General features: G+C 64.4%; 23 protein-coding genes. 10 read left to right on the top strand and 13 right to left on the bottom strand.

Translation table 11 applies throughout. The features are described from left to right. Positions 1–2 precede the first annotated feature (2 nt). Positions 3–1,715, bottom strand: coding sequence for a hypothetical protein (locus tag ACHWUQ_RS09470; RefSeq protein WP_394680987.1), 1,713 nt, complete (start codon positions 1,713–1,715; stop codon positions 3–5). 191 nt (positions 1,716–1,906) lie between these two features. Then, positions 1,907–2,152, bottom strand: coding sequence for a type B 50S ribosomal protein L31 (locus ACHWUQ_RS09465; protein WP_021026595.1), 246 nt, complete (start codon positions 2,150–2,152; stop codon positions 1,907–1,909). 839 nt (positions 2,153–2,991) lie between these two features. Between ACHWUQ_RS09465 and ACHWUQ_RS09460 the strand changes: the two genes are divergently transcribed. From ACHWUQ_RS09460 to ACHWUQ_RS09450, 3 genes are read left to right on the top strand one after another with little or no spacing between them, the layout of a single operon-like run. Next, positions 2,992–4,065, top strand: coding sequence for an efflux RND transporter periplasmic adaptor subunit (locus tag ACHWUQ_RS09460; protein ID WP_394680986.1), 1,074 nt, complete (start codon positions 2,992–2,994; stop codon positions 4,063–4,065). Position 4,066: 1 nt separating this feature from the next. Continuing rightward, positions 4,067–6,016 carry a MacB family efflux pump subunit gene (locus ACHWUQ_RS09455; protein WP_394680985.1) on the top strand — a complete coding sequence of 650 codons (1,950 nt, stop codon included), beginning with the start codon at positions 4,067–4,069 and terminating at the stop codon, positions 6,014–6,016. Between the two features lie 3 nt (positions 6,017–6,019). Further along, positions 6,020–7,423: an efflux transporter outer membrane subunit gene (locus ACHWUQ_RS09450; protein ID WP_394680984.1), complete on the top strand. Its 1,404-nt coding sequence runs from the start codon at positions 6,020–6,022 to the stop codon at positions 7,421–7,423. A 53-nt stretch (positions 7,424–7,476) separates the two neighbouring features. On the opposite strand, the gene rho is transcribed toward ACHWUQ_RS09450, so the two are convergent. Both rho and trxA read right to left on the bottom strand, forming a co-directional pair. Next, the gene (gene rho, locus ACHWUQ_RS09445) at positions 7,477–8,739 is read right to left on the bottom strand and encodes a transcription termination factor Rho (protein ID WP_239811627.1); all 1,263 of its coding nucleotides are present in this window, start codon (positions 8,737–8,739) and stop codon (positions 7,477–7,479) included. A gap of 354 nt (positions 8,740–9,093) precedes the next feature. Then, positions 9,094–9,426, bottom strand: coding sequence for a thioredoxin TrxA (gene trxA / locus ACHWUQ_RS09440; RefSeq protein ID WP_027010832.1), 333 nt, complete (start codon positions 9,424–9,426; stop codon positions 9,094–9,096). A gap of 257 nt (positions 9,427–9,683) precedes the next feature. Here trxA and ACHWUQ_RS09435 point away from each other — a divergent pair, with 257 nt between their 5' ends. The 4 genes from ACHWUQ_RS09435 (at position 9,684) to ACHWUQ_RS09420 (ending at position 12,367) form a co-directional block, all read left to right on the top strand. Then, positions 9,684–10,181 carry a hypothetical protein gene (locus ACHWUQ_RS09435; RefSeq protein ID WP_394680983.1) on the top strand — a complete coding sequence of 166 codons (498 nt, stop codon included), beginning with the start codon at positions 9,684–9,686 and terminating at the stop codon, positions 10,179–10,181. A 158-nt stretch (positions 10,182–10,339) separates the two neighbouring features. Then, positions 10,340–10,789: a dUTP diphosphatase gene (gene dut / locus ACHWUQ_RS09430; protein WP_239811629.1), complete on the top strand. Its 450-nt coding sequence runs from the start codon at positions 10,340–10,342 to the stop codon at positions 10,787–10,789. Positions 10,790–10,869: 80 nt separating this feature from the next. Further along, complete coding sequence (locus tag ACHWUQ_RS09425) at positions 10,870–11,418, top strand: glycine zipper 2TM domain-containing protein (protein ID WP_394680982.1); 549 nt, start codon at positions 10,870–10,872, stop codon at positions 11,416–11,418. Positions 11,419–11,578: 160 nt separating this feature from the next. Then, positions 11,579–12,367: a transporter substrate-binding domain-containing protein gene (locus ACHWUQ_RS09420; protein ID WP_394680981.1), complete on the top strand. Its 789-nt coding sequence runs from the start codon at positions 11,579–11,581 to the stop codon at positions 12,365–12,367. Between the two features lie 116 nt (positions 12,368–12,483). On the opposite strand, the gene ACHWUQ_RS09415 is transcribed toward ACHWUQ_RS09420, so the two are convergent. Beyond that, positions 12,484–12,939, bottom strand: coding sequence for a hypothetical protein (locus tag ACHWUQ_RS09415; RefSeq protein ID WP_394680980.1), 456 nt, complete (start codon positions 12,937–12,939; stop codon positions 12,484–12,486). 150 nt (positions 12,940–13,089) lie between these two features. Then, positions 13,090–13,902 (bottom strand): pyruvate, water dikinase regulatory protein, encoded by an 813-nt coding sequence (locus tag ACHWUQ_RS09410; RefSeq protein WP_394680979.1) that lies wholly within the window; start codon positions 13,900–13,902, stop codon positions 13,090–13,092. A 290-nt stretch (positions 13,903–14,192) separates the two neighbouring features. Between ACHWUQ_RS09410 and ppsA the strand changes: the two genes are divergently transcribed. Then, a complete protein-coding gene (gene ppsA, locus ACHWUQ_RS09405) occupies positions 14,193–16,586 on the top strand; it encodes a phosphoenolpyruvate synthase (protein WP_239811634.1) in 2,394 nt (797 codons plus the stop codon). Positions 16,587–16,716: 130 nt separating this feature from the next. Here ppsA and wrbA read toward each other — a convergent pair whose 3' ends face one another. Then, the gene (gene wrbA / locus ACHWUQ_RS09400) at positions 16,717–17,316 is read right to left on the bottom strand and encodes an NAD(P)H:quinone oxidoreductase (RefSeq protein WP_133855561.1); all 600 of its coding nucleotides are present in this window, start codon (positions 17,314–17,316) and stop codon (positions 16,717–16,719) included. Positions 17,317–17,500: 184 nt separating this feature from the next. Continuing rightward, a complete protein-coding gene (locus tag ACHWUQ_RS09395) occupies positions 17,501–18,391 on the bottom strand; it encodes a LysR family transcriptional regulator (protein WP_394680978.1) in 891 nt (296 codons plus the stop codon). 163 nt (positions 18,392–18,554) lie between these two features. Here ACHWUQ_RS09395 and ACHWUQ_RS09390 point away from each other — a divergent pair, with 163 nt between their 5' ends. Next, positions 18,555–20,033: an MFS transporter gene (locus tag ACHWUQ_RS09390; protein ID WP_394680977.1), complete on the top strand. Its 1,479-nt coding sequence runs from the start codon at positions 18,555–18,557 to the stop codon at positions 20,031–20,033. Between the two features lie 15 nt (positions 20,034–20,048). On the opposite strand, the gene ACHWUQ_RS09385 is transcribed toward ACHWUQ_RS09390, so the two are convergent. Next, on the bottom strand, positions 20,049–20,687 hold the full coding sequence (locus ACHWUQ_RS09385) for a helix-turn-helix transcriptional regulator (RefSeq protein ID WP_394680976.1): 639 nt from the start codon (positions 20,685–20,687) through the stop codon (positions 20,049–20,051). A gap of 88 nt (positions 20,688–20,775) precedes the next feature. Here ACHWUQ_RS09385 and ACHWUQ_RS09380 point away from each other — a divergent pair, with 88 nt between their 5' ends. Continuing rightward, on the top strand, positions 20,776–22,218 hold the full coding sequence (locus ACHWUQ_RS09380; protein ID WP_394680975.1) for an MFS transporter: 1,443 nt from the start codon (positions 20,776–20,778) through the stop codon (positions 22,216–22,218). A gap of 74 nt (positions 22,219–22,292) precedes the next feature. Here ACHWUQ_RS09380 and ACHWUQ_RS09375 read toward each other — a convergent pair whose 3' ends face one another. The 4 genes from ACHWUQ_RS09375 to ACHWUQ_RS09360 all read right to left on the bottom strand — a co-directional run bounded on the left by ACHWUQ_RS09375 (position 22,293) and on the right by ACHWUQ_RS09360 (position 25,910). After that, entirely contained in the window at positions 22,293–23,087 is a 795-nt protein-coding gene (locus ACHWUQ_RS09375; RefSeq protein WP_239811639.1) for an ABC transporter ATP-binding protein, read from the bottom strand. 13 nt (positions 23,088–23,100) lie between these two features. Continuing rightward, complete coding sequence (locus ACHWUQ_RS09370; RefSeq protein WP_239811640.1) at positions 23,101–23,985, bottom strand: ABC transporter permease; 885 nt, start codon at positions 23,983–23,985, stop codon at positions 23,101–23,103. A gap of 116 nt (positions 23,986–24,101) precedes the next feature. Then, positions 24,102–25,070: an ABC transporter substrate-binding protein gene (locus ACHWUQ_RS09365; RefSeq protein WP_239811641.1), complete on the bottom strand. Its 969-nt coding sequence runs from the start codon at positions 25,068–25,070 to the stop codon at positions 24,102–24,104. Between the two features lie 342 nt (positions 25,071–25,412). After that, on the bottom strand, positions 25,413–25,910 hold the full coding sequence (locus ACHWUQ_RS09360; protein WP_394680974.1) for a lipocalin family protein: 498 nt from the start codon (positions 25,908–25,910) through the stop codon (positions 25,413–25,415). Positions 25,911–26,204: the final 294 nt, after the last annotated feature.

Below are 26,204 nucleotides of genomic sequence, written 5' to 3'. Positions count from 1 at the left end.
CCTCAATTCGCTTGACGACGGTAGATGACGATCTCCGCGTTCTTGTCGGTCGGACGGGCCACCGCAGCCAGGCGCTGCCACTCAGGGCCCAGCACCTCGTTGCTCGGGGTGCGCTGTGACTCCAGCGGCATCGTCAGCCAGTTGCAGGATGCGCTGGTCGGGTCGGTCAAGGTCTTGAGCTGCCAGCCGCCCTGGGCCTGCAGGGCCACAATCTGCGAACGGCTCAGGCCCCAGGCGGCGACGCAGCCCGCCGATGCGGGCGGCGGCAGCACCTTGGCCAAGGCCTGCACCTGGGCGGTGTAGCTGCGGCCATAGTCCAGCATCGGCATCCAGATGCTCATCAGCAAGATCCAGCTGAGCACGGTGCCGCCGGCCGGCAGCACCAGGCTGCGCCAGATCTCGGGCCGGTTGCGGCGGGCACGCCAAAAGGCCAGCGCGCACCAGGCCAGGGTGGCCAGCACGGCCATGACAAACTGGGGCAGCGAGAACTGGGCGACGAAATCGGGGGCAATGCGCGCCACGTTGGCCGCTGGCTTGGCCGGCGTACCGGTGTAGACCGCCAACCAGATCACCCAGATAGTGATGGCCGCTGCGCTGAAAAAGAGCAGGGTGAACCAGTCGATCAGCGCTGCCATTGCGCGGCGGAAGGTAGGCAGCGCAAAGGCGGCCAGCGCGGCAAACGCGGGCAGGCCCAGCAGCAGCGCGCGGTCCGATGGCGTGGTGATGACGGTATTGACCAGCGCCAGGGCGCCCAGCAGGATCGGCAGCCACAGATGGCGGTGCACAAAGCGCCAGTCAGCCACCTGGCGGCGCCAGATCCACAGGGACCACAGCGCCAGCGGCCAGGCCGGCCAGACATACCAGACCACCAGTTCGAACAGCGGGCGCAGCTGGCGGAAGTTCTCGGCCGGCAGAATGCGCCACTGCCACTGGTGCAGATAGACGGCCAGCAGCAACGCAGCCACGCCCAGGATGGCGAACACGCCCGCCGCCTGCAGGCTGCGCGCGCGCAGCTTGGCATCCACCGGGGTCAAGGCCAGAATCAGGGCCACACCCAGACCCAGACAGACCGCGTAGGTGGGCGCGCCACTCAGCGCCAGCATCACCAGGCCTATCGCACCGACGCACAGCGGCGTGGCAAAGCGGATCGGAATGCAGGCGGCCGCGTAGAACACGAAACAGACGCCCGACAGTTGCACCACATAGCTGCTGGCTTCATGCGAAGGCTGGGCCAGACCCAGGCAGGCAATCAGTGCGAGCAGGCCGCCATCGGCCATGGCGCGCGCATAGTCAATCTCGTTGGCTTCGCCACCAAAGGCAAAGGCCACCGGGCCAGCGCCCGGGCTGCGCGCCAGGTAGTACACCGCATACCAGGTGGCCATCAGCGCCAGCCAGAGCAGCGCGGCAAACGGCAGGCGGCTGGCCAGCTCGGGCGAGATGACGTCGCCAAAAGCCTGGATCGCCCAGGCGCCCAGCCAGTAGGGAATCAGGCCCTCGGTGTCCGGGCTCAAGCCCAGAATCTCTGGTGCCAGCCACGGTGTCCGCCCCTCCGCCAAGGCCAGCGCGTAGCCATAGCTGGTGATGTCCAAGGTCTTCCAGGGCGCGCGGGCCACAAAGCCGGGCACCACATAGGCCAGGCACAGCAGCAGCAGGAGTGCACGCGGCAGCGGACGGACAGCGGCTTGGGAGACGATGGCAGGGGTCGGAAAATTCACACCGGGGTACCAGAGGTGGCAAGGCTCAGCAGCTTATCAGGCCCTGCGCCAGAAATGTAGGAGAACCGCGCATCGCCTGCGGGTCAATCAACGGGGCAAATAAAAAAAGGCAGCACGTTTTCGCACTGCCTTTTGCTTTGCAAGACAAAAGGGCGCTGGGCTTTGCAGCCGCACCCTTTGGAGCCTGCAAATTACTTCTTGCCGAAACGGTTGCGGAAACGCTCCACACGGCCGCCCATGTTGTCCACCGACTTTTGGGTGCCGGTGTAGAAAGGGTGCGACTCAGACGAGGTATCCAGCTTGAACAGCGGGTATTCCTTGCCTTCGAAGGTTTCGGTTTCCTTGGTGTTCACGCAGGAGCGGGTCACAAACTTGAAGCCGTTGGACAGGTCCACGAACAATACTTCGCGGTAGTCTGGGTGAATGCCTTCTTTCATGATTCTTCCTTAGGTCAAGTGCGGGAGCCGTGCCAAGCCGGATGCAACCTCTGCATCCCTGTAAACTGGGCGTACTTTCCGCAATAAAAGCCCTCCATTATTGCATATGGTGGCTTTGTGTGCTGCAAAACCTCTGGTTTCAGTCGGCTGATGGGTGGCCGGCCTGAGGCTGAAGCATTGCAGCGCTCGGATTGACAGGGCTTGAGGCCTGCTGGCACCCCACACGATGGCTGCCCGGCGCCACCGGAAAAAACAGCAGCCGGGCACACGAATCTGTTCAGAACCGGCGATCGCGCTTTGGCGGGCTCTGTCGCCCGGGCGGGGCAGGTGGTGGCGGCGCAGCACCCAGCCGGCCCAAAAGGGCACTACGCAGGCAGCCATCGGCGGGGCACCGGGCGTCGAGGAATGGATCCAGCGGACCACGGACTGCGCGTACCGTAGCCAACGACTAGCCGCATGTCCCGCAGATTCTGAGGGCCCCTTTGGCCGGACGCCGATAACAGGGTCTGGCGGCCACTGGGTGGGCACAGCGGGTCAGTGCAGATTTGCGACCAGTAACTTGCGCTTATCGTTTTATAAGTAGGTGTTTTGATCTGGTCATCGAATGTCCATAGAAATTACAAACTAATCCCAATATTTGCCACCAGACTGCAGGCTTGTTTCAAGACTCCTGCTCGCGCGGCGATGGCTGCGCTAGCGGGGGCCCTAGGCAGGGAGGGAGCAGGGTGTCCAAACGCAAAGGGGTGTTAGTGGCAGCGCTGGTTGCCGCAGGTGTGCTGGTGGCGGGCTGCTTCTGGTTGTCGGCCAGGTCGGCGACTGCGCCGTTGTACGCTACGGCAATGGTGACCACCGCAGACCTGCGCCAGACCGTGTTGGCCGTGGGCCGTCTGCGTGCGAAGGAGCTGGTGGCCGTCGGTGCGCAGGTTTCCGGCCAGGTGCAGCATTTGCATGTGGCGCTGGGCCAGCAGGTCAAGGCCGGCGACTTGATTGCCGAGGTCGATGCCCAGCCCCAGCAGGTGGCGCTGAGCAATGCCCGGGCGGCGCTGGCATCGCTGCAGGCGCAGTTGGCGGCTCGCGAGGCTGCCAGGCTGCAGGCGCAACTGGGTTACCAGCGCGAGCAAATGCTGCTGCAAGGCGAGGCGACCGCCCAGGCCACCTACGAGGCCGCCAAGGCTGCGTTGGTGACTGCCCAGGCGGAGGTGCGTTCGCTCGGCGCGCAGATCGAGCAGGCACGGTTGCAGGTGGAGACGGCACGCATCAACCTGGGCTACACGCGCATCGTTGCGCCGATGGACGGCATGGTGGTGGCGGTGGTCACCAAGCAGGGCCAGACCCTCAACGCCTTCCAGACCACGCCCAATATCGTGATGCTGGCCAAGCTCGATGTGATGACCGTGAGGGCGGAAATATCGGAGGCCGACGTGCACAAGATTGCGCCCGGCCAGGCGGTGACATTTACCACCCTGGGCCAGCCCGGAGTGGCCCACCAGGCGACGGTTGAGCGGGTCGAGCCCGCGCCGGAATCCATCGTCAACGATGTGGGTGCAGGCGCCAGCCCCGGCGGCAACGAGGGTGCCGCGACACGAGCGGTTTACTACAACGCGCTGTTCGATGTGGCCAACCCGGATGGGCAATTGCGACCGTCGATGACGGTACAGGTGAGCATTCTGGTGGAGGAGGCGCTACAGGCGCTGCAGGTGCCCAATGCCGCATTGGGGGCACGAGATGCGGAGGGTTTGTACAGCGTGCAGGTGCGCGATGCGGCAGGCCGTGTGGCCAGCCGGCAGGTCCGCGTCGGCTTGCAGACCCATTCGCAGACGCAGGTGCTGGAGGGGCTGGCGCCAGGCGAAGAGGTGGTGCTAGGCGAGGCCTTGCCCAGTGAGGGGCCGGCCAGCGGGCTGCTGGGGTTCTGAGATGCGCACTGCACTTCTGGAGATGCGCTGCCTGCGGCGCGAGTTCCCGGCCGGCGATGGCGCGGTGGCGGTGCTCAAGGACATCAACCTGCGCATTGATGCCGGAGAGATGGTGGCCATCGTCGGCGCCTCGGGTTCGGGCAAGTCGAGCCTGATGAATATCCTGGGCTGTCTGGACCGTGCCACGAGCGGCAGTTACTGCATTGCCGGGCGCGATGTATCGGCACTGGCGCCCGATGCGCTGGCAGCGCTGCGCCGCGAGAGCTTTGGCTTCATCTTTCAGCGCTACCACCTGCTGGCTGATCTATCGGCCCAGGGCAATGTCGTGCTGCCAGCGGTCTATGCGGGCCTGGCGACGGCGGACCGCCAGGCGCGGGCCCAGGCGCTGCTCGAGCGCCTGGGTCTGGCAGACCGCATGCAGCATCGGCCAGCGCAGCTCTCCGGAGGCCAGCAGCAGCGTGTATCGATTGCCCGGGCGCTGATGAACGGCGGCACCGTGATTTTGGCGGACGAGCCCACCGGTGCGTTGGACAAGGCAAGCGGCCAGGAGGTCATGCGTATTCTGCAGGAGCTCCATGCCGACGGCCACACCGTGATTCTGGTGACCCATGACATGGGCGTGGCCGCCCATGCCGAGCGCATCATCGAGCTCAGTGACGGTGAAGTGGTAGCCGACCGGCAACTGCGCCAGGCGCAGCCAAAGCAGCAGGCCAAGGCTATCGCTGCCCAACGTGGCAACTCAGCGCTGCCAGCCTGGAGTCATCGCCTGTTTGAGGCGATGCATATGGCGATGCGTGCGCTGGCAGCCCATCGCCTGCGCAGCTTTCTGACGATGCTGGGCATCATCATCGGTATTGCTGCGGTGGTCTTTGTCGTGGCGCTGGGGCGCGGCGCGCAGGACCAGGTGCTGGCCCAAATCGATAGCCTGGGTACGAGCACCTTGGAGATCTACCCCGGCCGGGATTTTGGCGACCCCAACGCCGGATCAGTGAACACCTTGGTCGCTGGCGATGTGCAGGCGCTGGCTGCACAAACCTATGTGGACAGTGCCTCTCCCAGCCTGTCGGTGCCAGTCACTGCCCTTTACAGAGAGCGTGCCGCGTCGGCCCAGATCAACGGCGTGGGCGCGGACCACTGGCGCGTGCTAGGGCTTCGGCTGGCCGCCGGACGTTTCTTCAACGAGGGTGAGGTCGAGCGCAATGCGCAGGTCACGGTCATCGACCAGCGGGCTGCGCGTGCGCTGTTTCCGCATCAGCCGTCGCCGTTGGGGGAGACCGTGCTGCTGGGCCGCATGCCGGCCGAGGTCATTGGCGTACTGGCACCGGAGACCCACAGCTTCGCAGGCCCCACGCCGAACTTTCTGGTGCCCTACACCGCCGTGTATGCACGCCTGGGAGGGAAACACCACCTCGACAGCATTCGCTTGCGCATTGCCGACACGGTGCCCCTCGAGGCGGCCCAACAGGCGGTGACGGCCTTGCTGACCGCGCGCCATGGCAGCCAGGATTTCTCTATTTTCAACGCCGACCAGATCCGCGAAGCGGTGAGCCGCACCGGCCGGGTGCTGACCTTGCTGATTTCATCCATCGCGGCCATTGCGCTGCTGGTCGGCGGCGTGGGAGTGATGAACATCATGCTGGTTTCGGTGACGGAGCGCACACGCGAGATCGGCGTGCGCATGGCCATCGGTGCCCGCCAGTCGGACATCCTGCAGCAGTTTCTGATCGAGGCCGTGCTCGTATGCCTGGTGGGCGGTCTGCTGGGCATTGGGCTGGCGCTGGGTGTGGGTGCGCTGGTCAGCTTGCTGCATGCGCCGTGGCAGCTGTCGTTCAGCGCCACCTCCATCGCGGGGGCAGTGGCCAGCGCGTCGCTGATCGGCATCGGCTTTGGCTTTTTGCCCGCGCGTGCGGCAGCGCGGCTCGATCCTGTCCAGGCACTGGCAAGGGACTGACCTATGCGGCGTACTACGTTATGGATCACCGTGTTGGCAGGCAGTGCGCTGGCAGGCTGTGCAGCGCCTGTCCGCACGCCCTATGTGCCGCCAGCAGTGGCCTTGCCCGGGCAGTTTGTGCATGCCGAACAAGAGGTGGCCGTTCCGCAGGAGCCGAGCTGGTGGCGCGCATTCGCTGACCCTCAGCTCGATGCCTGGATCGATCTCGCGCTGGCGAGCAACAGCGACTTGGCTGCAGCCGCGATTCGCGTGCGGCGGGCCGCGCTGGAGGCGCAGCTGGCAGCGCGTGCGCTTGTGCCGACGCCGTCACTATCGCTGGCTGGCACTGCCACGCAGCCTTTGTCGGGTGATGCCCGGGGCCTCACGACAAACGCCAATGCGCAACTGGGACTGAGTTGGGAGCTCGATCTTTTTGACCGCCTCGGCGCGCAGCGCGATGCTGCTGCATGGGAGGCGCAGGCCAGCCGTGAGGACCTGGATGCGGTGGCCCTGTCCATGGTCGGCTCGGTGGCCAATCTTTACTGGCAGATCGGATGGGCGAGCGAACGCATCGGCCATGCGCAGCACAGCCTGGCCTATGCCCAGCGGGTGCAAGCCTTGGTGGCCTTGCGTTACCGCAGTGGCGCAGATTCTCGTCTGGCCTTGCGCGAGGCGGAGCAGGCGGTGGCGCAGCAGCAGGTGGCGCTCAGCCAGTTGGTGCAGAGCAGGGCAGAGCTGCGCCAGACACTGATGGTGCTCTTCAACGGCGCGCCGCCCGGTCTTGAGGCGGAGCCACAGCGCTTGCCGGCCACCGCCCTGCCGCCTGTCAATGCAGGGCTGCCTGCCGAACTGCTGGGCCGCCGGCCGGACCTGCGCGCGGCCGAGCTGCGGCTGCGGGCCGCATTGGCGTCCAGCGATGCCGCTGCAGCGCGCCTGTATCCGACGCTGTCGTTGACGGGGTCGCTGGGCACATCCAGCCAGGCACTGTTGCAGGTGCTGGCCAACCCTGTGGCCAGCCTGGGCGCCAACCTGAGCTTGCCCTTCCTCAACGCACGGGAGCTTGGCCTGGCGGCCGACATCGCCCGCATGCGCCATGAGGAGGCGGTGCTGAATTTTGGCAAGACCCTCTATGGTGCGCTGGCCGAAGTCGACAAGGCGCTGTCGGCGCGCGCGCAGCAGATGCAGCAATTGGACTGGTTGCGCCGGGCGCTTGAAGAGAGCCAACAGATCGAGCGCCTCTACGCCATGCGCTACCGGGCCGGGCAGGCGCCGCTGCGTGAATGGCTCGATGCCCAGGAGCGCCTGCGCAGCAGTGAATTGGCCCATGGGTCGGCACGCCTGGCGCTGCTGCAAAGCCATCTGGCTTTGCAGCAGGCCTTGGGCGGTGGCGCGGGCGGCGTGGCTAGGGTCCTGAGCGCTGCGCCATGAAAAAACCCTCCGTGTGGGCGGAGGGTTGGCAGGCGGGAGGGCGCTGAAGGGGGTTAGCCGCCTCGGCGCATCATGTCGAAGAACTCGACATTGCTCTTGGTCTGCTTCATGTTCTTGATCATCAGTTCCATCGACTCGATCTCGTCCATGTTGTACATGAACTGGCGCAGGATGCGGGTCTTTTGCAGGATCTCGGGGGCCAGCAGCATCTCTTCGCGGCGGGTGCCGCTCTTGTTGAGCTCGATGGCGGGGAAGACGCGCTTTTCGTACAGGCGGCGGCTCAGGTGCAGTTCGCTGTTGCCGGTGCCCTTGAATTCTTCAAAGATCACTTCGTCCATGCGGCTGCCGGTGTCGACCAGGGCGGTGGCGATGATGGTGAGCGAGCCACCTTCTTCGACATTGCGGGCCGCGCCAAAGAAGCGCTTGGGGCGCTGCAGTGCATTGGCGTCCACACCACCGGAGAGCACCTTGCCCGACGAGGGCACGACGTTGTTGTAGGCTCGGGCCAGGCGGGTGATGGAGTCGAGCATGATGACGACGTCCTGGCCCATTTCCACCAGGCGCTTGGCGCGCTCGATGACCATCTCGGCCACGTGCACGTGGCGGGCGGCGGGTTCGTCAAAGGTGGATGCAATGATCTCGCCCTTGACCGAGCGCTGCATCTCCGTCACTTCTTCAGGGCGCTCGTCAATGAGCAGCACCATCATGTGCACATCGGGGTAGTTGGCGGTGATGGCGTGTGCAATGCTTTGCATCATCATCGTCTTGCCGCTCTTGGGAGGCGCGACGATCAGTGCGCGCTGGCCACGGCCCACAGGCGCGATGATGTCGATCAGGCGGCCGGTGATGTTTTCCTCGGCCTTGATGTCACGCTCCAGACGCAGCTGTTCCTTGGGGAACAGCGGGGTCAGGTTCTCGAACATCATCTTGTGCTTGTTCTGCTCAGGGGGCAGACCATTGACCTTGTCGAGCTTGGTCAGGGCAAAGTAGCGCTCGCCATCCTTGGGGGTGCGCACTTCGCCTTCAATCATGTCGCCGGTGTGCAGATTGAAGCGGCGCACCTGGCTGGGGGAGATGTAGATGTCGTCGGTGCTGGCGGTGAAGCTGGTATCGAGGCTTCGCAGAAAGCCAAATCCATCAGGGAGGATTTCCAGAACGCCATCGGCAAAAACCTGTTCACCGGCCTTGGCCCGCTTCTTGATGATCGCAAACATCAACTCCTGTTTGCGCATGCGGCCAGTATTTTCAATTTCAAGCTCTTCTGCCAGCTTGAGGACTTCAGACACGTGCAGTGCCTTGAGCTCATTTAAGTGCATGGATGGACTCCAGAACGGAGTAACTGTTAGAGGTAGGGGGAATGCAGAGCCGGTGCAATAAGCGGGAGACCGCGAAGCCGGAGACCATGCGTGATCTATTCTTGGTCGGAATACGATCGGTGATCTGAATGAAGATTATAGACAGGTTGCTGTACGAACATCCCGCTTGAATTATCAACTATATGTATCAAGCGGGACAGCGAGCGGCTAGGGTTTTCGATTTTCTTATAAAAATTATAGATAAATCAAAAGCTTGAAAAAGCAAAAAGCACGGCGCAAACCGTGCTTCTGGTGGCCATAGCCGCTCTGGCGGGATGCTGATGCGGATGTTGCGCTGGCATCCCGGGGCTGAATTTAGGCGAGTTGCTCGTCCAGGAAGGCTGTCAGTTGGGCCTTGTTCAGCGCGCCGACCTTGGTCGCGGCCAGTTCGCCATTCTTGAACAGCATCAGCGTGGGGATGCCGCGGATGCCGAACTTGGCCGAAATGGCCCGGTTCTCGTCCACATTGACCTTGGCGATCTGCAGCTTGTCCTTGTAGCTGACCGACACTTCTTCCAGCACCGGAGCGATCTGCTTGCAAGGGCCGCACCATTCAGCCCAGAAGTCCACCAGAACATTGGTGTTGGGTTGCAGTACATCGCCTTCAAAGCTGGCTTCGTTGGTGTGCTTGATCAGGGATTCCGACATGGCAGGTTCCTTGTTAAATATCGGGTTTCTAGGCAGCGGGGATGCGCCATGGACAAAAGTTGAGGCCATTGTGACAGAAAGCAAGGCCGGGCGCAGGCAACGGACGCCGCATCTGACGCGTTGTAGGGGCGCTGGATGTCAAGCACAATGCGCTCTCAGAGGGAAAGCGTCCCGGGCATGCAAGGCTGCTATGCCGGAGTTTGAAACTATCAATCGCTGCCGCCACTTGCAGGCGGCCGCGCCAGGAGGAGATGCAATTGGCACTGCTGAACAGGGACACAGCCTCTGTCTATGACACACCGCCCCACGGCGACTTTGTGCGCTATGTGGAGCAGCTCATCGCCCGGCAGAACACGGGCGCCGCCCATGCGGCCGGCAGCACGCAGCGTCCGGCGCGGCCGCGCCAGGGACAGGGACAGGCGCTATCGGGGGCATCCGGCCAAAAGGCAAGTCACAACCCGATTGCCGACCAGGCCCAGGAGCTGCTTGACCGCATCCGCCAGATGGACCAGACGCGCAAGGACAAGCGCCCAGGCGCGGCGCAGACAGTGACCGCCACTGCGCGCAGCAACTCGGGCGCGTCCAGCACGTCCATCTTTGCTCCCGCTGGCGATGGCGCGGCCCCTCAAAAGTCTTTCAGCGGCTTCAAGCTCATCGGGCTGCTGATTGCCGCGATCCTGGGCATCATGTTCCCGCCGCTGGGCATCGTGATGTTGATTGCGGCTTTCAGAAAAGGCTGGTCCCAGAAGGGTTAGCGCTGGGAAAAGTCTCTGCAGTGGGGCGGCAGACAGCGCAGGCGCGGGCCGGCGCATTTGTATGCATACGGTAAATGCTTGTAGGCCTGTGCACCAACTGGGGTGCCGGGCGTTGTGTATATGCTAGCCTTCGCTGCATTGCTAGTTGAACCACCACCATGATTGTTGACCTGAAGATTCTCGACCCCCGCATGCAAGACCAGTTGCCCCAGTACGCCACCCCCGGTAGCGCCGGCCTGGATTTGCGCGCCTGCCTGGATGCACCGCTGACCCTGGAGCCCAATGCCTGGCAGCTGGTGCCTACCGGTCTGGCCATCCATCTGCGCGACCCCGGCTATGCCGCCATGATCCTGCCGCGCTCGGGCCTGGGCCACAAGCATGGCATCGTGCTGGGCAACCTGGTTGGCCTGATCGACAGCGACTACCAAGGCCAGCTGATGGTCAGCGCCTGGAACCGCAGCACCCAGCCCTTTGTACTGCAGCCGATGGAGCGCCTCGCACAGATGGTGATCGTGCCGGTGGTGCAGGCGAGCTTTCAGGTGGTGGAAGATTTTGGTGATGTGTCCGAACGCGGTGCCGGGGGCTATGGCTCCACCGGCACGCGATAAGCCGCCGCACCGTATTGAACCTGGCAGGGCGCGGATGCCCTGACCCCCAAGCCATTTTTGTGATCTGAAAGGAGAGCGCAATGTCTCAAACCAATCCAAACTCGCGCAGCATGCTGCAACGCGCAGGCAAGCTGGGCCTGGCCCTGGCGGCCACCTCGGTGCTGGCGGCCTGTGTGCAGGCACCTCCGCGTTATGACAACCGCTACCCGCAAGGCCCCGCGCCCCAGCAACAGGGCAGCTACCCGCAGCAGGGCGGCTACCCGCAGCAGCAAGCGCCTTACGGCATGGAATATGGCACCGTGGCCAATATTGAAGAGCTGCGCTCGCAGTCGCGCAGCACCTCCGGCGTCGGCGCCATCCTGGGTGCGGTGGTGGGCGGCGTGCTGGGCAACCAGGTCGGTGGCGGCTTTGGCCGTATGGCCGCTACCGCCGCCGGTGTGGCCGGTGGTGCAGCAGCAGGCAATGCGCTGGAGCAGTCGTCCAATGGCGGCCGCAGCACCGTCAGCGGCTACCGCATCCATATCAACCTGCAAAACGGCGGCCAGCGCATTTTTGATGTGCCCAACCCCGGCGACCTGCGCCCGGGTGACCGCGTGCAGATCAACCAGGGCCAGATCTCGCGTTATTGATCGCCGCAGTGCCTGCTGCGCTTGGGTGAACCCCGATGGGCAGGCGGCGGGCGCCGGGAGACAATGGCGCCGCGTGTCTCAAAAAGCGTGTACACCGCAACGGTGTGCACGCTTTTTTGCGAGATATTCCCTCCCGATTGTCGAAACACCAAGGTGCCCCATGTTCCAGAAGAAAACCCATGTTCTCGCCGCAATGGCTGTCAGCGCGGCCGCGCTCGCTGCGCTGTCGCTGCCTGCCCAGGCGGGCCCCCGGCTCGATGCCATCCTGCAGTCCAAGGTGCTGCGCGTAGGCACGCCGGGCGACTACCGTCCGTTTGCGATGAAGGCCGATGGCAAATATGCCGGCCATGACATCGAGGTGGTGGAGGCCATGGCCAAGGAGCTGGGTGTCAAGGTCGAGTATGTGGATACCACCTGGCCCAAGCTGATGCAGGACCTGCAGGACAACAGGTTCGATGTGGCCGTGGGCGGCATCACCCGCAATGTGGCGCGCCTGAGCAAGGTGCAGATGCTGCCCGGCTATGCGCCGTTCGGCAAGGTGGCCCTGGTGCGGGCAGCCGACAAGGACAAGTTCACCACACCCGAGAGTCTGAACCAGGCCAGCGTGCGCGTGATCAAGAATCCCGGCGGCACCAATGAAGCCTATGTGCTGCAGAACCTGAAGAACGCCCAGGTGAGCACGCATGACAAGAACGCCGAGATTCCGGGCCTGATCGCCGAAGGCAAGGGCGACGCGATGATCACCGAGACCTATGAGGCGCTGCACTACAGCAAGGCCGATCCGCGCCTCTACGCCGCCTACCTGGACAAGCCGCTGACCCCCGTCAACCAGCTGGGCTTCATGCTGCCGGTGGACGATGCCGACTACCAGCGCGTGATGCAGTACACCTGGGACGTGCTCGCGCTGCGCGGTGTGCTGCAGCAAGAGGCGCAGAAATGGCTGAAGTGATCCGCTAGGTCACCATCGACACCCGCCGGCAAGGCAGCGCATGGCAGGGCCCGGCCGCTGTTGGCGCAACACTGAGTGGGCCGAAGCCCGCTGGTTCTTTGGCGGTGCGGGTGGGCTTATTCCAGCGGCTCGTCGTCAGGTGTGCACTGGCGCTTGAGGCTCTGCGCCTCATAGTCCAATGTCTGCTTCATCGCGCCGCCAAGCAGGGCTGCATCGATATGCAGATGAAAGTTGTCACCGGTATTGGTCTGCTTGGCCTGGGCGGTCAGCATCTTGCCGCAGGTCACCGTCCAGCTCTTGTTGTTCTTGTCCAGCAGCTTGCTGTCCTTGATACGGCATTGGCTGAAGTGCTTGGACAGGATCAGGTCGGGGTAGAGAAAGCCTTCCTTGTCCACCAGCTCGGGGCCGATGCAGCGGTCCTTGGTGCGGGGGGGCTTGGCCGCCTTGTTGCCGATGGCCGATTTGGTCTCGGTGACGGAAAAAGCGCCCGGTTGGGCGGCATGGGCGGGCAGGGCAGCCAGCAGCATGGCACACAGGCCGGCGCTGGCGATCCAGGTCGATGTTGCGTTCATCGGAGAACTCCTGAGCGGCGGCCCATCCACACGGGGCCGCTATCACTTGGTTATAGCAGGCCGGCATGCGGCTTGCTGTAAAGCTGTGCGAAGCAACGGTAACGCTGCGCATCCATGTTGCGCAGCGTGCAGCTCACGGCAGCCTGGCGCTCACTCGTCCTGCTTGAGGTCCTGCAGCACCACGGCCGCAATCTCTTCGATGGACTTGTGCGTGGTCGACAGCCACTGGATGCCGGCGCGGCGCATCATCGATTCGGCCTCGGCCACCTCCATGCGGCAGTTCTGCAGGCTCGCATAGCGCGAGTCCGGGCGGCGCTCGTTGCGGATCTGGGACAGGCGCTCGGGCGCAATGGTCAGGCCAAAGATCTTCTTTTTATAAGGCAGCAGCGCCGGGGGCAGCTGCTGGCGCTCGAAATCCTCGGGGATCAGCGGGTAATTGGCCACCTTCAGGCCGAACTGCATCGCCAGGTACAGGCTGGTAGGCGTCTTGCCGCTGCGGCTGACCCCCACCAGAATCACGTCGGCGCCGGCCAGGTCATGGTGGGTCTGGCCGTCATCGTGCGTCAGGCTGAAGTTGATCGCCTCCATGCGGTCAAAGTATTCCTTGCTCTCGCTGATATCGGTGAAGCGGCCGATGCGGTGGTGCGACTTGGCGCCCAGCTCGTCTTCCAGCGGCTGGACAAACGTGGCAAACATGTCCATCACCAGGCCCTTGCAGTGCGCATGCACCACCTTGACCGTCTCGGGCTCGACCAGGGTCGTGAAGACAATGGGCTTTTTGCCTTCCTTTTCGGCTGTGTGGTTGATCTGGTGCACGGCCTGGTGGGCCTTGTCGACCGTGTCCACAAACGGCAGGCGCACCGCACGGGTGGTGATGTCGAACTGCTTCATGATGGCGCGGCCGAAGGTCTCGGCTGTCACGCCGGTGCCATCAGAGATAAAGAAAATAGTGCGTTGGTGCATGGGGGTACATCGGCGGTAACGGGCGAATTCTGTCGCAGGCGGTGCACCGCTGCGTGCGGGCTTTGTCATTGTTGACCACGGTGTTCAGCAAGTCGCAAGCAAAACGGCGGCAGCACGCCTACAATGACGCCCATTATTCACATTTCCCGCATGTACTCCGGCCTACCAGTACAAATACAAAGCCAGATGTCCGAGCCCGCAGCGGCCGGACAGGAGTCTATGCCTGCGTGCCATAGCCCCCACTGCGGCCATGGGCGCCCGAGCCAGTTTTTAACTTCCGGAGCTTCACCATGTCCAACCTCTACAGCGCGACCGCCCTGGTCGTACCGTTTGAGAACCTGAGAATGACCGATGTCGAGGTCGTAGGCGGCAAGAACGCCTCGCTCGGCGAAATGATCTCGCAGCTGCCGCAAGGCGTGCGCGTGCCGACCGGCTTTGCCACGACGGCCCACGCATTCCGTGAGTTCCTGGCCCACGAAGGCCTGGCTGGCAAGATCAGCGCCAAGCTCGCGGCGCTGGATGTGGACGATGTGCGCGCGCTGGCCCAGGTCGGCGCCGAGATCCGTGCGATGGTCGAGGCCCAGCCTTTCCCACTGGATCTGCAAAAAGCGATTGCCGAGGCCTTTGTGACCTTGCAGGCGGGCAACACCGAGGCCTCGTTTGCGGTGCGCTCGTCGGCCACCGCAGAAGACCTGCCGGACGCCTCGTTCGCCGGCCAGCAAGAAACTTTCCTGAACGTGGTGGGCATCGACGATGTGCTGCACAAGATGAAGGAAGTGTTCGCCTCGCTCTACAACGACCGCGCCATCTCCTACCGCGTGCACAAGGGCTTTGCCCACGACGTGGTGGCCCTGTCGGCCGGTGTGCAGCGCATGGTGCGCTCGGACAAGGGCGCCGCAGGCGTGATGTTCACGATCGACACCGAGTCGGGCTTTGACCAGGTGGTCTTCATCACCTCCAGCTACGGCCTGGGCGAGACCGTGGTGCAGGGCGCCGTGAACCCGGACGAGTTCTATGTGCACAAGCCCATGCTCGAGGCGGGCAAGCAGGCACTGATCCGCCGCAATCTGGGCTCCAAGCTGGTGCAGATGGTGTTTGCAACGCCCGAAGAAAAAGCCGCATCGGGCAAGCTGGTGGCCACCACCGATGTGAGCCCCGAGCTGCGCAACCGCTATTCGCTGACCGACGCCGAAGTGCAGGAGCTGGCGCAGTACGCGCTGGTGATCGAAAAGCACTATGGCCGCCCGATGGATATCGAATGGGGCAAGGATGGCACCGACGGCAAGCTCTACATCCTGCAGGCACGCCCTGAGACGGTGAAGAGCCAGTCCAAGGGCCAGGCCGAGCAGCGCTACAAGCTCAAGGGCAGCGGCACCGTGCTGGCCGAAGGCCGCGCGATCGGCCAGAAGATCGGCACCGGCCGTGTGCGCCTGGTGTCCGACATCTCGCAGATGGACCAGGTCGAAGCCGGCGATGTGCTGGTGACCGACATGACCGACCCGAACTGGGAGCCGGTGATGAAGAAGGCAGCTGCCATCGTCACCAACCGGGGTGGCCGTACCTGCCACGCCGCCATCATTGCGCGTGAGCTGGGCATCCCTGCGGTCGTGGGCTGCGGCAATGCTACCGACTTGCTGAAGGACGGCACCCTGGTGACGGTCAGCTGCGCCGAAGGCGATACCGGCCGCATCTATGACGGCCTGCTCGAAACCGAAGTGACCGAGGTCAAGCGTGGCGAGATGCCGCCGATCAAGACCAAGATCATGATGAACGTGGGCAACCCCCAACTGGCGTTTGACTTTGCCCAGCTGCCCAATGAGGGCGTGGGTCTGGCGCGTCTGGAATTCATCATCAACAACAACATCGGCGTGCACCCCAAGGCCATCCTGGACTACCCCGCTGTCGATGCCGACCTGAAGAAGGCCGTCGAATCGGTGGCCCGTGGCCATGCCTCGCCACGCGCTTTCTACGTGGACAAGATCACCGAAGGTGTGGCGACGATCGCTGCGGCGTTCTACCCCAAGCCGGTCATCGTGCGCATGTCGGACTTCAAGTCCAACGAATACCGCAAGCTGATCGGTGGCAGCCGCTACGAGCCCGATGAAGAAAACCCCATGCTGGGCTTCCGGGGTGCGGCGCGCTACATCTCCAAGGATTTCGGCGAAGCCTTCAAGATGGAGTGCGAGGCGCTCAAGCGCGTGCGCAACGACATGGGCCTGACCAATGTCAAGATCATGATCCCCTTCGTGCGCACCCTGGACCAGGCCAAGCGCGTGACCGAGCTGCTGGCGGCCAATGGCTTGAAGCGCGGCGAGAACGGCCTGGAAGTCATCATGATGTGCGAAGTGCCGTCGAACGCCATCCTGGCCGATGAGTTCCTGGAGTACTTCGATGGCTTCTCGATCGGCTCGAACGACCTGACCCAGCTGACCCTGGGCCTGGACCGTGACTCCGGTCTGGAGCTGCTGGCTGCCGACTTTGACGAGCGCGACCCTGCCGTCAAGAAGATGCTCGAGCGCGCCATCACGGCCTGCCTGGCACAGAACAAGTACGTCGGTATCTGCGGCCAGGGCCCTTCGGACCATCCGGACTTTGCGCAGTGGCTGGCGGACAAGGGCATTGCCTCGATCTCGCTGAACCCTGACAGTGTCATCGACACCTGGCAGCGCCTGGCCGCCAAGTAAGCGGCACTGCCCTGCCACCGCGACGGTGGCAGGTACCGGACAAGGCGCCAAAATCAAAAAGCCAGTCAGAGAGTCTGACTGGCTTTTTTACGTTCTAAGACGGCTACAGCCGGCCGGGCCGGCTAAAGGCTCAGGCGCTCAGCTTGGCGGCCAGTGCGGCGACTTTGGCGCCCTGGGCAAAGGCCAGTTCCAGCTCGGGGGCGGATGGCTGGCGCGAGCCATCGGCACCGGCCAGGGTGGCGGCGCCGTAGGGCGAGCCGCCCTTGGCCTGCGACAGGTCAAACTGCGAAGGCAGGCCAAAGCCGGCGGGCACGATCACCATGCCGTGGTGGGCCAGGGTGTTCCAGAACGAGGTCACGGTGGTTTCCTGGCCGCCCAAGGTGCCGGTCGACGTGAACACGCTGCCCACCTTGCCCGACAGTGCGCCCTTGGCCCAGAGGCCGCCGGTCTGGTCGAGGAAGCTGCGCATCTGGCCGCTCATATTGCCAAAACGGGTGGGGGTGCCAAAGATGATGGCGTCGTACTCTGCCAGCTCGGCAGGCGTGGCCACCGCAGCGGCTTGGTCGACCTTGCCGCCGGCGGCCTGGAAGGCTTCCTGGGGCATGGTTTCGGGCACGCGCTTGATGACGACCTCGGTACCTGCCACGCTGCCTGCGCCTTCGGCGATCTTGCCGGCCATGGTCTCGATGTGACCGTACATGGAATGGTAGAGAACCAGAACTTTAGCCATGGTGAATATTTCCTCAATCGTTGAATACGGACCGCAACCGCGGTGAAGAGCGCCTGCTTGCCATTGGTGGTTGGCGCCTGTATCCACTGTAGGGCTTGGCTGCCGGTTTGGGGTGCCGCTGGTTTGAACGCAGCGTTGCATGGATTTGAACAATCGCTGCCAGCCGCCCACTGGCCGGCCGCCATTACCAGGCGCTGCGCCCCAGCAGCAGCTTGCACAGCGCCTGCACCTTGGGCGAGGCATGGCGTGTGCGCGGGTAGACCAGGGAGAGCTCGCGGCTGCGGCCTTCCAGCGCGGGCAGCAGCCGTTCCAGCCGGCCATCGGCCAGCGCATTGCGCACCGCAAACCCCATCACCTGGGCCACGCCCAGGCCGGCGATCGCGCCTTCGATCAACGGGTCACCACTGTCGAACCGGATGGCGTGGGGCGCGGGCCAGTCGATGGTGCTGCCGTCGGGGTGGCGAAACTGCCAGGGCACGGCAAATCCCCGGTAGTGGTTGTAGACCGACAGGCAGCGGTGCGTGGCCAGCTCTTGCAGGTTTTGCGGCCGGCCGTGGCGGGCCGTATAGGCGGGCGAGGCGACCGTCACCCAGTGCAGCGGCGGCAGCGGCCGCCCGATCATGCGGCTGTCGAGCAAGGGGCCGATGCGCACTGCAGCGTCAAAACCCTCGTCCACCATGTCCACCAGCCGGTCGGTGAAGCTGGCCTCGATCTGCAGGCCCGGGTGCTGCTGCAGCAGCTGGCCCAGCAAGGGCGTCAGCACCACCCGGCCCAGCACCGAGGGCGCCGTCATGCGCAGCACGCCGGTAGGCTCGCAGCGCCGGTCCAGCAGCTGCTGCCGGGCATCGTCCAGCCCGGCAATCAAGTCGGCACTGCGGTCCACCAGCAGGCAGCCATTGGGTGTCAGCGACACATTGCGGGTATTGCGGTGGAGCAGGCGGGTGCCCAGATCAGCTTCCAACTGCGCAATGGCGCGGGAGATGCGCGACTGCGTCGTGCCCAGGCTGTGGGCAGCCTGGGTAAAGCTCTTGTGTTCGGCCACCTTGATCAGCATGTTGACTGCGTTCAAATCCATCGGCTGCTCCTGCCCCACTATTGATTCATTTTTGCATAAGTAAAAGATATTTTTTCTGTTTATCTTCGTTATTGGTTTGAATACCATGTCGCCATGACCGGTCATCACCCGCCTGCAGGCGCTGCCCCAGCACTGGCAGGTTCGTATGTTTTGGAGTGATGAAGTGACCCTTGAAAAACCTCTGCGCCCCGCCGCGGCATTGCGCCATCCGCGCGCCGCGCTGGCGCTGCTGTCGTTGGCGCAACTGCTGATTGCGCTTGATGCCACGATTGTCTTTGTCGCGCTGGATGCCATGGGCCAGCAGCTGCAGCTCGATGCCCGCCACCTGCAATGGGTCATCAGCGGCTACAGCGTGGCCTTTGGCGGCTGCCTGCTGCTGGGAGGGCGCTGCGCTGATCTGCTGGGCCAGCGCCGCATGTATGTGGCGGCGATGGCGCTGTTTGGCCTGGCCTCCTTGGCTGGCGGCTTTGCGCATCTGCCCTGGCCGTTGGTGGCGGCGCGCGCCGGGCAGGGCGTTGCAGCGGCGCTGCTGTTCCCGGCCACCTTGTCGATGATCAATACCTTGTACGCCGCCGGCGCCGAGCGCAACCGCGCGCTGGCCGTCTGGAGCATGGCCAGTGCCGGCGGGCTGGCGGCTGGCGCCTTGCTGGGTGGCCTGCTGACCCAGACCCTGGGCTGGAACTGGGTGCTCTGGGTGCTGGTGCCGATTGCCTGGCCCTGCGCGCTGGCCGCAGGCCGCTACCTGCCGGCGATGCCTGCCGTGCCCGCTGCGCAGCGCCGTTTTGACCTGCTGGGCTGCATCAGCGTGACCGTGGGTGCGAGTGCCTTGGTGGCCGTGCTGGTGCAGGGCCCGCAATGGGGGTGGGGCGATCTGCGCACTGCCAGCCTGTTGCTGCTGGCGCTGGCGGCGCTGGGCCTGTTCTGGCGCACCGAGGCGCGGGTGGCAGCGCCCTTGATGCCGCTGGCCATGCTGCGGGTGGGCAGCTTGCAGACCAGCATGCTGCTGGCCATGCTGTTCATGAGCAGCTACGGCGTGCAGTACTACTTTCTGGGCCTGTATTTTCAGCAGGTGCTGGGTTGGAGCCCGCTGCAGGCCGGCATGGCCTTTGTGCTGCCGACGGCCGTCTGCACCTGGGGCATCCGGCTGGCCGAGCGCGGCCTGGCACAGCACGGTGTGCGTACGGTGCTGCTGCGGGGATGGGCCGCCGGTGTGCTGGGCATGGTCTGGATAGCTGCGGTGCTGCCGCTGGCTGGCAACTATGCCTGGCTGGTACCCGGCTTTGTGGTGATGAGCCTGGGCCAGGGCGCGAGCTGGACCGGCATGTGGGTCCTCGTGGGCCAGGGCATTGCGCCGGCGCGCCAGGGCGTGGCATCGGGTGTGGCGGCGACCGCGCAGCAGGTGGGTGCTGCGCTGGGCCTGGCCTTGCTGGTGATGCTGGCGGCCGCGCCGCTGGCCGGCCTGGAGGGAGCCAGCGCCGAGACCCTGCGCCAGGCCAATGCCCAGGGTCTGCAGCATGCGCAATGGGGCGCGGCGGGCCTGGCCTTGCTGGCCTGGCTGGTCTGCCTGCGCATGGCCAGGCCGCAGGCCCTGTCGCGTACGGATACCCCGCCGGTGGGCGAAGGCCGTGGCGTCTCCGTCTGAGCGGGCCCTGAGCTGCTATAGCGGCTGTACCAGGTAGACGCAGCGCTGGCCGCCGTCAAGCAGGTACTCGCTGCGCTCCAGCGTGGCCAGATCCCGGACCACCTCCTGGAACAGTGCTTGCTCGGAACGGCAAAAGCCCCGGCAGCTTTGCGCAGCCGCGCAGATCGGGCAGTGGTGCTCCACCAGCAGCCAGCCTTGCGGGTGGGGCTCGACATGGGCCATATAGCCCTCCTGGGTGCGGACCTCGGCCAGCTGGGCCAGGCGCTCAGGCAGGCCGGGGGCGGTGCAGGCCTGGCGGTAGCGGCTGCGTGATTGTGCTTCGCGCTCGCTGATCAAACCCTCCATGCCTTGCTGGCCAAACAGCTTTTCGATCGCGCCAATCAGCTGCACCGTGAGCTGGGCATGGGCATCGGGAAAGTAACGCTGGCCCGCTGGGGTCAAGGTCCACAACTGGCGCGGCCGGCCCGCTCCCGCCGGCTTTTGCAGATCGGCCTGCACGAGGCCCTGGTCGGCCAGCTTGTTGATCTGCTGGCGGGCGGCCTCGGCCGTCATCTGCAGCGCGCGCGCCAGATCGGCGGTGCTGGCGGGTGCCTGGCGCTTGAGTGCCTCCAGCATGCGCATGGTGGCCGAGTGATCGAGGGAGGGCGATGGCATTTATTTATACAAGCAATAGCTTGTTTTATTCCTTGGGTGGCGGAATTATCAAAGACAATGCTTGCATTATTTCACAACAAGGAATGGCATGGCATCGTCCTCTTCATCGTCCACGACTACGGCCGCAGTGCCGATGGCAGAGCCCCCTGCAGGCTGGGCCCAGCTGCTGGGCCGGCCGCATGGCCTCAAGGCGCTGGCGCTGACCGGCGCGGTCGCCATGCATGCGATCAATGTGCATATCGTCACCACCATCCTGCCCTCGGTGGTGCAGGAGATTGGCGGCCTGGCCTGGTATGCCTGGAGCACCACCTTGTTTGTCGTGGCCTCCATCATTGGCGCCGCACTGGCGGTGCGCATGCTGGCCGGCTGGGGCGCACGGGGCGCCATGCTGGCGGGCCTGCTGGTGTTCAGCCTAGGCAGCCTGCTGTGCGCGACGGCGCCCTCCATGCCGATGCTGCTGCTGGGCCGCGCGGTGCAGGGCCTGGGCGGTGGCGCGGTGGGGGCGCTGAGCTACACCTTGATCCGGCTGGTGTTTCCGCCCGCGCTGTGGCCGCGTGCGATTGGGCTCATCTCGGCGATGTGGGGCGTGGCCACCCTGAGCGGCCCGGCGGTAGGCGGCCTATTCGCCCAGGCCGGCCATTGGCGGCTGGCCTTTGGAGCCCTGCTGCCCTTGCTGCTGCTGCAAATGCTGCTGGTGCACCGCCAGCTGGCGCCGCAGCGCCTGCTGCGCAGCACGCCGGCGCAGGACAGCGGCATTGCCGGCTCGCAGATCGCGATGCTGGCGCTGTCGGTGCTGTTGGTGGCAGCCGCCAGCGTGGTGACGGAGCCGCTTTGGCAATGGGGGCTGGGCGCGGCAGGCTTGCTGGCCGGTGCGGCGGCGGTTCGCCATGAACGCCGCGCCAGCCGCCGCTTGCTGCCCCAGGGCGGCACGGCCTTGGGCCAGCCCCTGGGGATGCTGTATGCCGCTGTGGCCTTGCTGCTGATGGGGACGATGACGGAGGTGTTTGTGCCCTATCTGCTGCAACACCTGCATGGCCTGCAGCCTTTGACGGCGGGCTATGTGACGGCCTTGCTCGCGGGTGGCTGGTCGGTGGCCTCGGTACTGTTCTCTGGCAAAAGCGGCCGGGTGGGCCGGGCGCTGATGCTGATCGGTCCCGTGCTGTGCACCTTGGGCTTGCTGGCGTTGGCGCTGGCGATGCCCTGGCAGGGGAGGGCAGCCCTGGTGGTCTGTGGCCTGGCGCTGGCGCTGCTGGGCTTGGGCGTGGGCATGGCCTGGCCCCATGTGCTCAACGCGATCATGCACAGCGCCAGTGCGCAGGAGGCCGACAGTGCTGCCTCGGGCATCACGACTGTGCAGCTCTACGGCATGGCCGTCGGTGCCGCGCTGGTCGGCCTGGTAGCCAATGCACTGGGGCTGACCGCGCTGGCCGACCCAGCAACGCTGGGCCGCTCGGCGCTCTGGCTGTTTGCGGTGTTTGCGCTGTTCCCCGCACTGGCGGCCTGGTCGCTGCGGCGCTTTTTGCGCGGCTGATAGCAGCAGGCCTAAAAAAACAGCGGATGCCACCTCGGTGGCTCCGCTGTCTTTGGGGTTGAGACCGGTGCGGCTCAGCTCAGCAGCAGCGCATCGTCGGCGAGCTTTTCACCACGCACCTTCTCGAACATCTGCAGCAGATCGGGCACGTCCATCCGGGCGCGCTCCTCCCCGCTGACGTCGAGCACCACCTGGCCCTGGTGCAGCATCACCGTACGGTCGCCCACATCCAGCGCCTGGCGCATGCTGTGGGTGACCATCATCGTCGTGAGCTTGCCTTCGTCAACGATGCGGGCGGTGAGCTTGAGCACGAAATCGGCGGTGCGGGGATCGAGCGCGGCGGTATGCTCATCGAGCAGCAGGATGCGCGAAGGCTGCAGCGCTGCCATCAGCAGGCTGACGGCCTGGCGCTGCCCGCCCGACAGCAGGCCGATACGGTCGCTGAGGCGGTTTTCCAGGCCCAGGCCCAGGGTGGCGAGTTTCTCGCGGTACAGCGCGCGGTTGGCGTTTTTGACAGCCTTGGACAGGCCGCGAAAATTGCCGCGCTCATGCGCCAGGGCCATGTTCTCCTCGATGGACAGGTCTTCGCAGGTGCCAGCCATCGGGTCCTGGAACACGCGGGCCACCTTGTGCGCACGGTCCCACACAGGCTTGCGGGTCATGTCTTCCCCATCGATAACGATGCTGCCCGAGTCGACCATCAGGTCGCCGGAGATCGCGTTCAAAAAGGTTGATTTGCCCGCGCCGTTGGAGCCGATCACGGTGACGAACTGGCCAGCGGGAATATCCAGCGCCATGCCGCGCAGCGCGCGGGTTTCGATCGGGGTGCCGGGGTTGAAGGTGATCTTGAGGTCTTTTGCGCTCAGCATGTCTCTCTCCTTGTCAGTGCTTTTTCGCAAAACGACGTTTGAGCTGGGGGATGACCAGCGCGATCGTGACCAGCAACGCGGTGACCAGGTTCAGATCCTGGGCTTTGAGGCCGATGAAATCCACATTCAGCGCCAGCGCAATGAAGAAGCGGTAGACGATGGCGCCGATGACCACGGCCAAGGTCGCCAGAATCAGCCTGCGCGACGGCAGGATGGACTCACCAACAATCACCGCAGCCAGGCCGATCACGATGGTGCCGATGCCCATCGAGCTGTCGGCGCCGCCCTGGGTTTGTGCAAACAGCGCACCGGCCAGACCCACCAGCGCGTTCGATACGGCCATGCCCAGCAGGATCATGCCGCCGGTGTTGACGCCCTGGGCGCGCGCCATGCGGGCGTTGGTGCCGGTGGCACGGATGGCCAGGCCACGCTCGGTCAGGAAGAACCAGTCCATCGCCAGCTTGGCGAGCACCACGATGGCGCACATCAGCAACGGACGGAACACATAGTCTTCCATGCCTGCGGGCTGCAACTGGTTGAAAAGCGTGGGGTCGTTGATCAGCGGAATGTTGGGGCCACCCATGATGCGCAGATTGATCGAGTACAGCGCGATCATCATCAGGATCGAGGCAAGCAGGTCCATGATCTTGAGCTTGACATTGAGCCAGCCGGTGATCAGGCCAGCAACGGCACCTGCGAGCGTGGCGCCAATGGTGGCGACAAAGGGGCTGTAGCCATGGGTGATCAGCACCGCGCAGACGGCAGCGCCCAACGGAAAGCTGCCGTCGACCGTGAGGTCAGGAAAGCGCAGCAAGCGAAAGGAGATGAACACACCGAGCGCTACCAGCGCAAAGATCAGGCCGATCTCGATGGCTCCCAAAAAGGAAAATAAGGTCATGGAGTTTTCTTGTCAGAGGTAGTCCGGATAACAAACAAGCCCCGCTTCTGGCGGGGCTGCGTCTTGTCACCCCCTGCGCTGCGCGGGTTGCACAGCAGCAGGCGAGGCGGCATCCATCACTGAATGACTTTGGCAGCCGACTTGACCAGCTCGTCGGACAGCTTGATGCCTTGCTTCTCGGCGGCACCGGGGTTCACGTACAGCTCCATCTTGGTCGAAACTTCGGTCTTGATGTCGCCTGGCTTTTCACCCTTGAGGATGCGTGCCACCATGCGGCCGGTCTGCTCGCCCAGGTCGCGGTAGTTGATGCCCAGCGCAGCCACGGCACCACGGGCCACCGAGTCGGTGTCCGATGCGACCAGCGGCAGCTTGGAGTCCTGGCCGACCTTGACGAGCGCTTCATAGGACGACACGACGTTGTTGTCGGTGTTGGTGTAGATCACATCGGCCTTGCCCACCAGCGAGCGCGCTGCGCTGGAGACGTCCACCGAGCGAGGCGCCGCGGCTTCCACCAGGGTCATGCCCAGCTTGGGCAGCAGTTCCTTGAGTTCCTTGACGACCACGGCGGAGTTGGCCTCGCCGGGGTTGTAGACCATGCCCACGCGCTTGGCGTTGGGCACGACTTTCTTCAGCAGTTCCATCTGCTTGTCCAGCGCCAGCAGGTCGGACACGCCGGTCACGTTGTTCTTCGATGGCTCCCAGCTGGGTACCAGCTTGGCGGCCACCGGATCGGTCACGGCAGAGAAGACCACCGGCACGGTCTTGGTGGCAGCCACCACGGCCTGCGCCGATGGCGTAGCAATGGCGACGATGGCATCGGGCTTGTCACCGACAAACTTGCGGGCGATCTGCGCGGCGGTGCCAGGGTTGCCCTGGGCACTCTGGTACTGCCACTTCAGGTTCTTGCCGTCTTCAAAGCCTTCGGCCTTCAGTGCCGCCTTGACGCCGTCGCGCACTGCATCCAGCGCAGGGTGTTCCACGATGGCCGTCACTGCCACAGACTTCTGGTCTGCAGCCTGCGCGGGCGCAATCGCCGCGATTGCCAGTGCCACAGCGCCCAGAGGGGCCCAAGCCAATTTCTTCATGCGTATATCTCCGCCAGGTTTGTTGAATAGCGTCAGCAGAACTGCTGCGTTGTATGCCCTGTAACAACAGGTGGCAAACAGGTAGCAGCAGTCTACACCCCACTACCCACGGGATGACACATTTGTGATCTATGGGATTGCCCTAGTTGCCCTGCCAGGGCGAAACCTGTGTTGGGTTGCGCAAGTGGGTGCACTCTCACAATAATATTTCTTTTAATAGTATTTTTGGTCAAAAAAGCTGTGCGCAGTCGATAATTTTGCAGCGCTGTGACAATAAAACTGTGCGCGCTGCCCGCTCCCGATGCCCTGCATGGGAAGTCCGATCGCGCCTACCCCGGGTATCTACCGAGGTGGCGGATCCTGGTCCGGTGCGGCCCAATGCAGCGGTGCCTTCAGGCGGCTGGTGCTGCTGGCCAACTGCTCCAGCGATGCGCGCAACTCCGGCTCCAGATCGCTGCGGCGGCTCAGGATGAAAAGCGATTTCGGCCCGGGCCCGGCCACCACGGCCCATTGGTAGTAGGGGTCGAGTGCCACGACGTAGTAGCTGACCCCGAAAGGCCCGAAGCGGCTGATGCTGAAATGCACGGGCATCGTGAGCTGGTAATGGCTCGCCAATGCCGCGCCTTTCGCATCCACCGGGGCCATGTAGTCCTGCCGCCGGTCCCAGCGGTTGGAGAGCGGGTCGTAGGACGTGGCAATCACTCGGACGCCCCCGTCGTAGCGTTGCAGAAACTCATAGCGCTCACGGGTGCGTAGCGCATCCTGCGGCTCATCGACCTTGGCGACCTTGTACCACAGGCCCATGAAGCGCTCGAGATCGAGAGAGGTGGCTGAGCTCAACGGCGCAGGGGCCGCAGCAGGAACTGCATCTGCTGGCTTGGCAGCCATGGGCGCGGCTGCGCGCTTGCCGCGTTTGGGCAGCGTGGCAGGGGTTGCCAAAGCCGCGCTTGCACCCAGCAGCATGCCCAGTAGCGCACACAGCCACTGGCGGTACAGGTGGGCACGGGCACTCCGGACCGGAGCACAGGCGCTGCCAGCCAGGGCGCGGGCGGAACGGCGTGGAAGGCAAAACCAGACAAACATGGGCCATTGTCTGCACGCCTGCAGGCGTGCGCTTGTCGGCCAAATTCGGCA

Origin of the sequence: uncultured Comamonas sp. (assembly GCF_964277875.1) — a bacterium.
GTDB classification, from domain to species: domain Bacteria; phylum Pseudomonadota; class Gammaproteobacteria; order Burkholderiales; family Burkholderiaceae_C; genus Comamonas; species Comamonas sediminis.
This window is presented reverse-complemented; position numbering and strand designations above follow the sequence as displayed.

Coding starts and splice junctions, on each gene's coding strand:
- ACHWUQ_RS09375 (WP_239811639.1), bottom strand. CDS start 23,087: ATGCTGAGCGCAAAAGACCTCAAGATCACCTTCAACCCCGGCACCCCG.
- dut (WP_239811629.1), top strand. CDS start 10,340: ATGATTGTTGACCTGAAGATTCTCGACCCCCGCATGCAAGACCAGTTG.
- wrbA (WP_133855561.1), bottom strand. CDS start 17,316: ATGGCTAAAGTTCTGGTTCTCTACCATTCCATGTACGGTCACATCGAG.
- rho (WP_239811627.1), bottom strand. CDS start 8,739: ATGCACTTAAATGAGCTCAAGGCACTGCACGTGTCTGAAGTCCTCAAG.
- ACHWUQ_RS09420 (WP_394680981.1), top strand. CDS start 11,579: ATGTTCCAGAAGAAAACCCATGTTCTCGCCGCAATGGCTGTCAGCGCG.
- ACHWUQ_RS09395 (WP_394680978.1), bottom strand. CDS start 18,391: ATGGATTTGAACGCAGTCAACATGCTGATCAAGGTGGCCGAACACAAG.
- ACHWUQ_RS09450 (WP_394680984.1), top strand. CDS start 6,020: ATGCGGCGTACTACGTTATGGATCACCGTGTTGGCAGGCAGTGCGCTG.
- ACHWUQ_RS09455 (WP_394680985.1), top strand. CDS start 4,067: ATGCGCACTGCACTTCTGGAGATGCGCTGCCTGCGGCGCGAGTTCCCG.
- ppsA (WP_239811634.1), top strand. CDS start 14,193: ATGTCCAACCTCTACAGCGCGACCGCCCTGGTCGTACCGTTTGAGAAC.
- ACHWUQ_RS09385 (WP_394680976.1), bottom strand. CDS start 20,687: ATGCCATCGCCCTCCCTCGATCACTCGGCCACCATGCGCATGCTGGAG.
- ACHWUQ_RS09465 (WP_021026595.1), bottom strand. CDS start 2,152: ATGAAAGAAGGCATTCACCCAGACTACCGCGAAGTATTGTTCGTGGAC.
- ACHWUQ_RS09380 (WP_394680975.1), top strand. CDS start 20,776: ATGGCATCGTCCTCTTCATCGTCCACGACTACGGCCGCAGTGCCGATG.
- ACHWUQ_RS09365 (WP_239811641.1), bottom strand. CDS start 25,070: ATGAAGAAATTGGCTTGGGCCCCTCTGGGCGCTGTGGCACTGGCAATC.
- ACHWUQ_RS09425 (WP_394680982.1), top strand. CDS start 10,870: ATGTCTCAAACCAATCCAAACTCGCGCAGCATGCTGCAACGCGCAGGC.
- ACHWUQ_RS09410 (WP_394680979.1), bottom strand. CDS start 13,902: ATGCACCAACGCACTATTTTCTTTATCTCTGATGGCACCGGCGTGACA.
- ACHWUQ_RS09370 (WP_239811640.1), bottom strand. CDS start 23,985: ATGACCTTATTTTCCTTTTTGGGAGCCATCGAGATCGGCCTGATCTTT.
- trxA (WP_027010832.1), bottom strand. CDS start 9,426: ATGTCGGAATCCCTGATCAAGCACACCAACGAAGCCAGCTTTGAAGGC.
- ACHWUQ_RS09415 (WP_394680980.1), bottom strand. CDS start 12,939: ATGAACGCAACATCGACCTGGATCGCCAGCGCCGGCCTGTGTGCCATG.
- ACHWUQ_RS09460 (WP_394680986.1), top strand. CDS start 2,992: ATGGTGACCACCGCAGACCTGCGCCAGACCGTGTTGGCCGTGGGCCGT.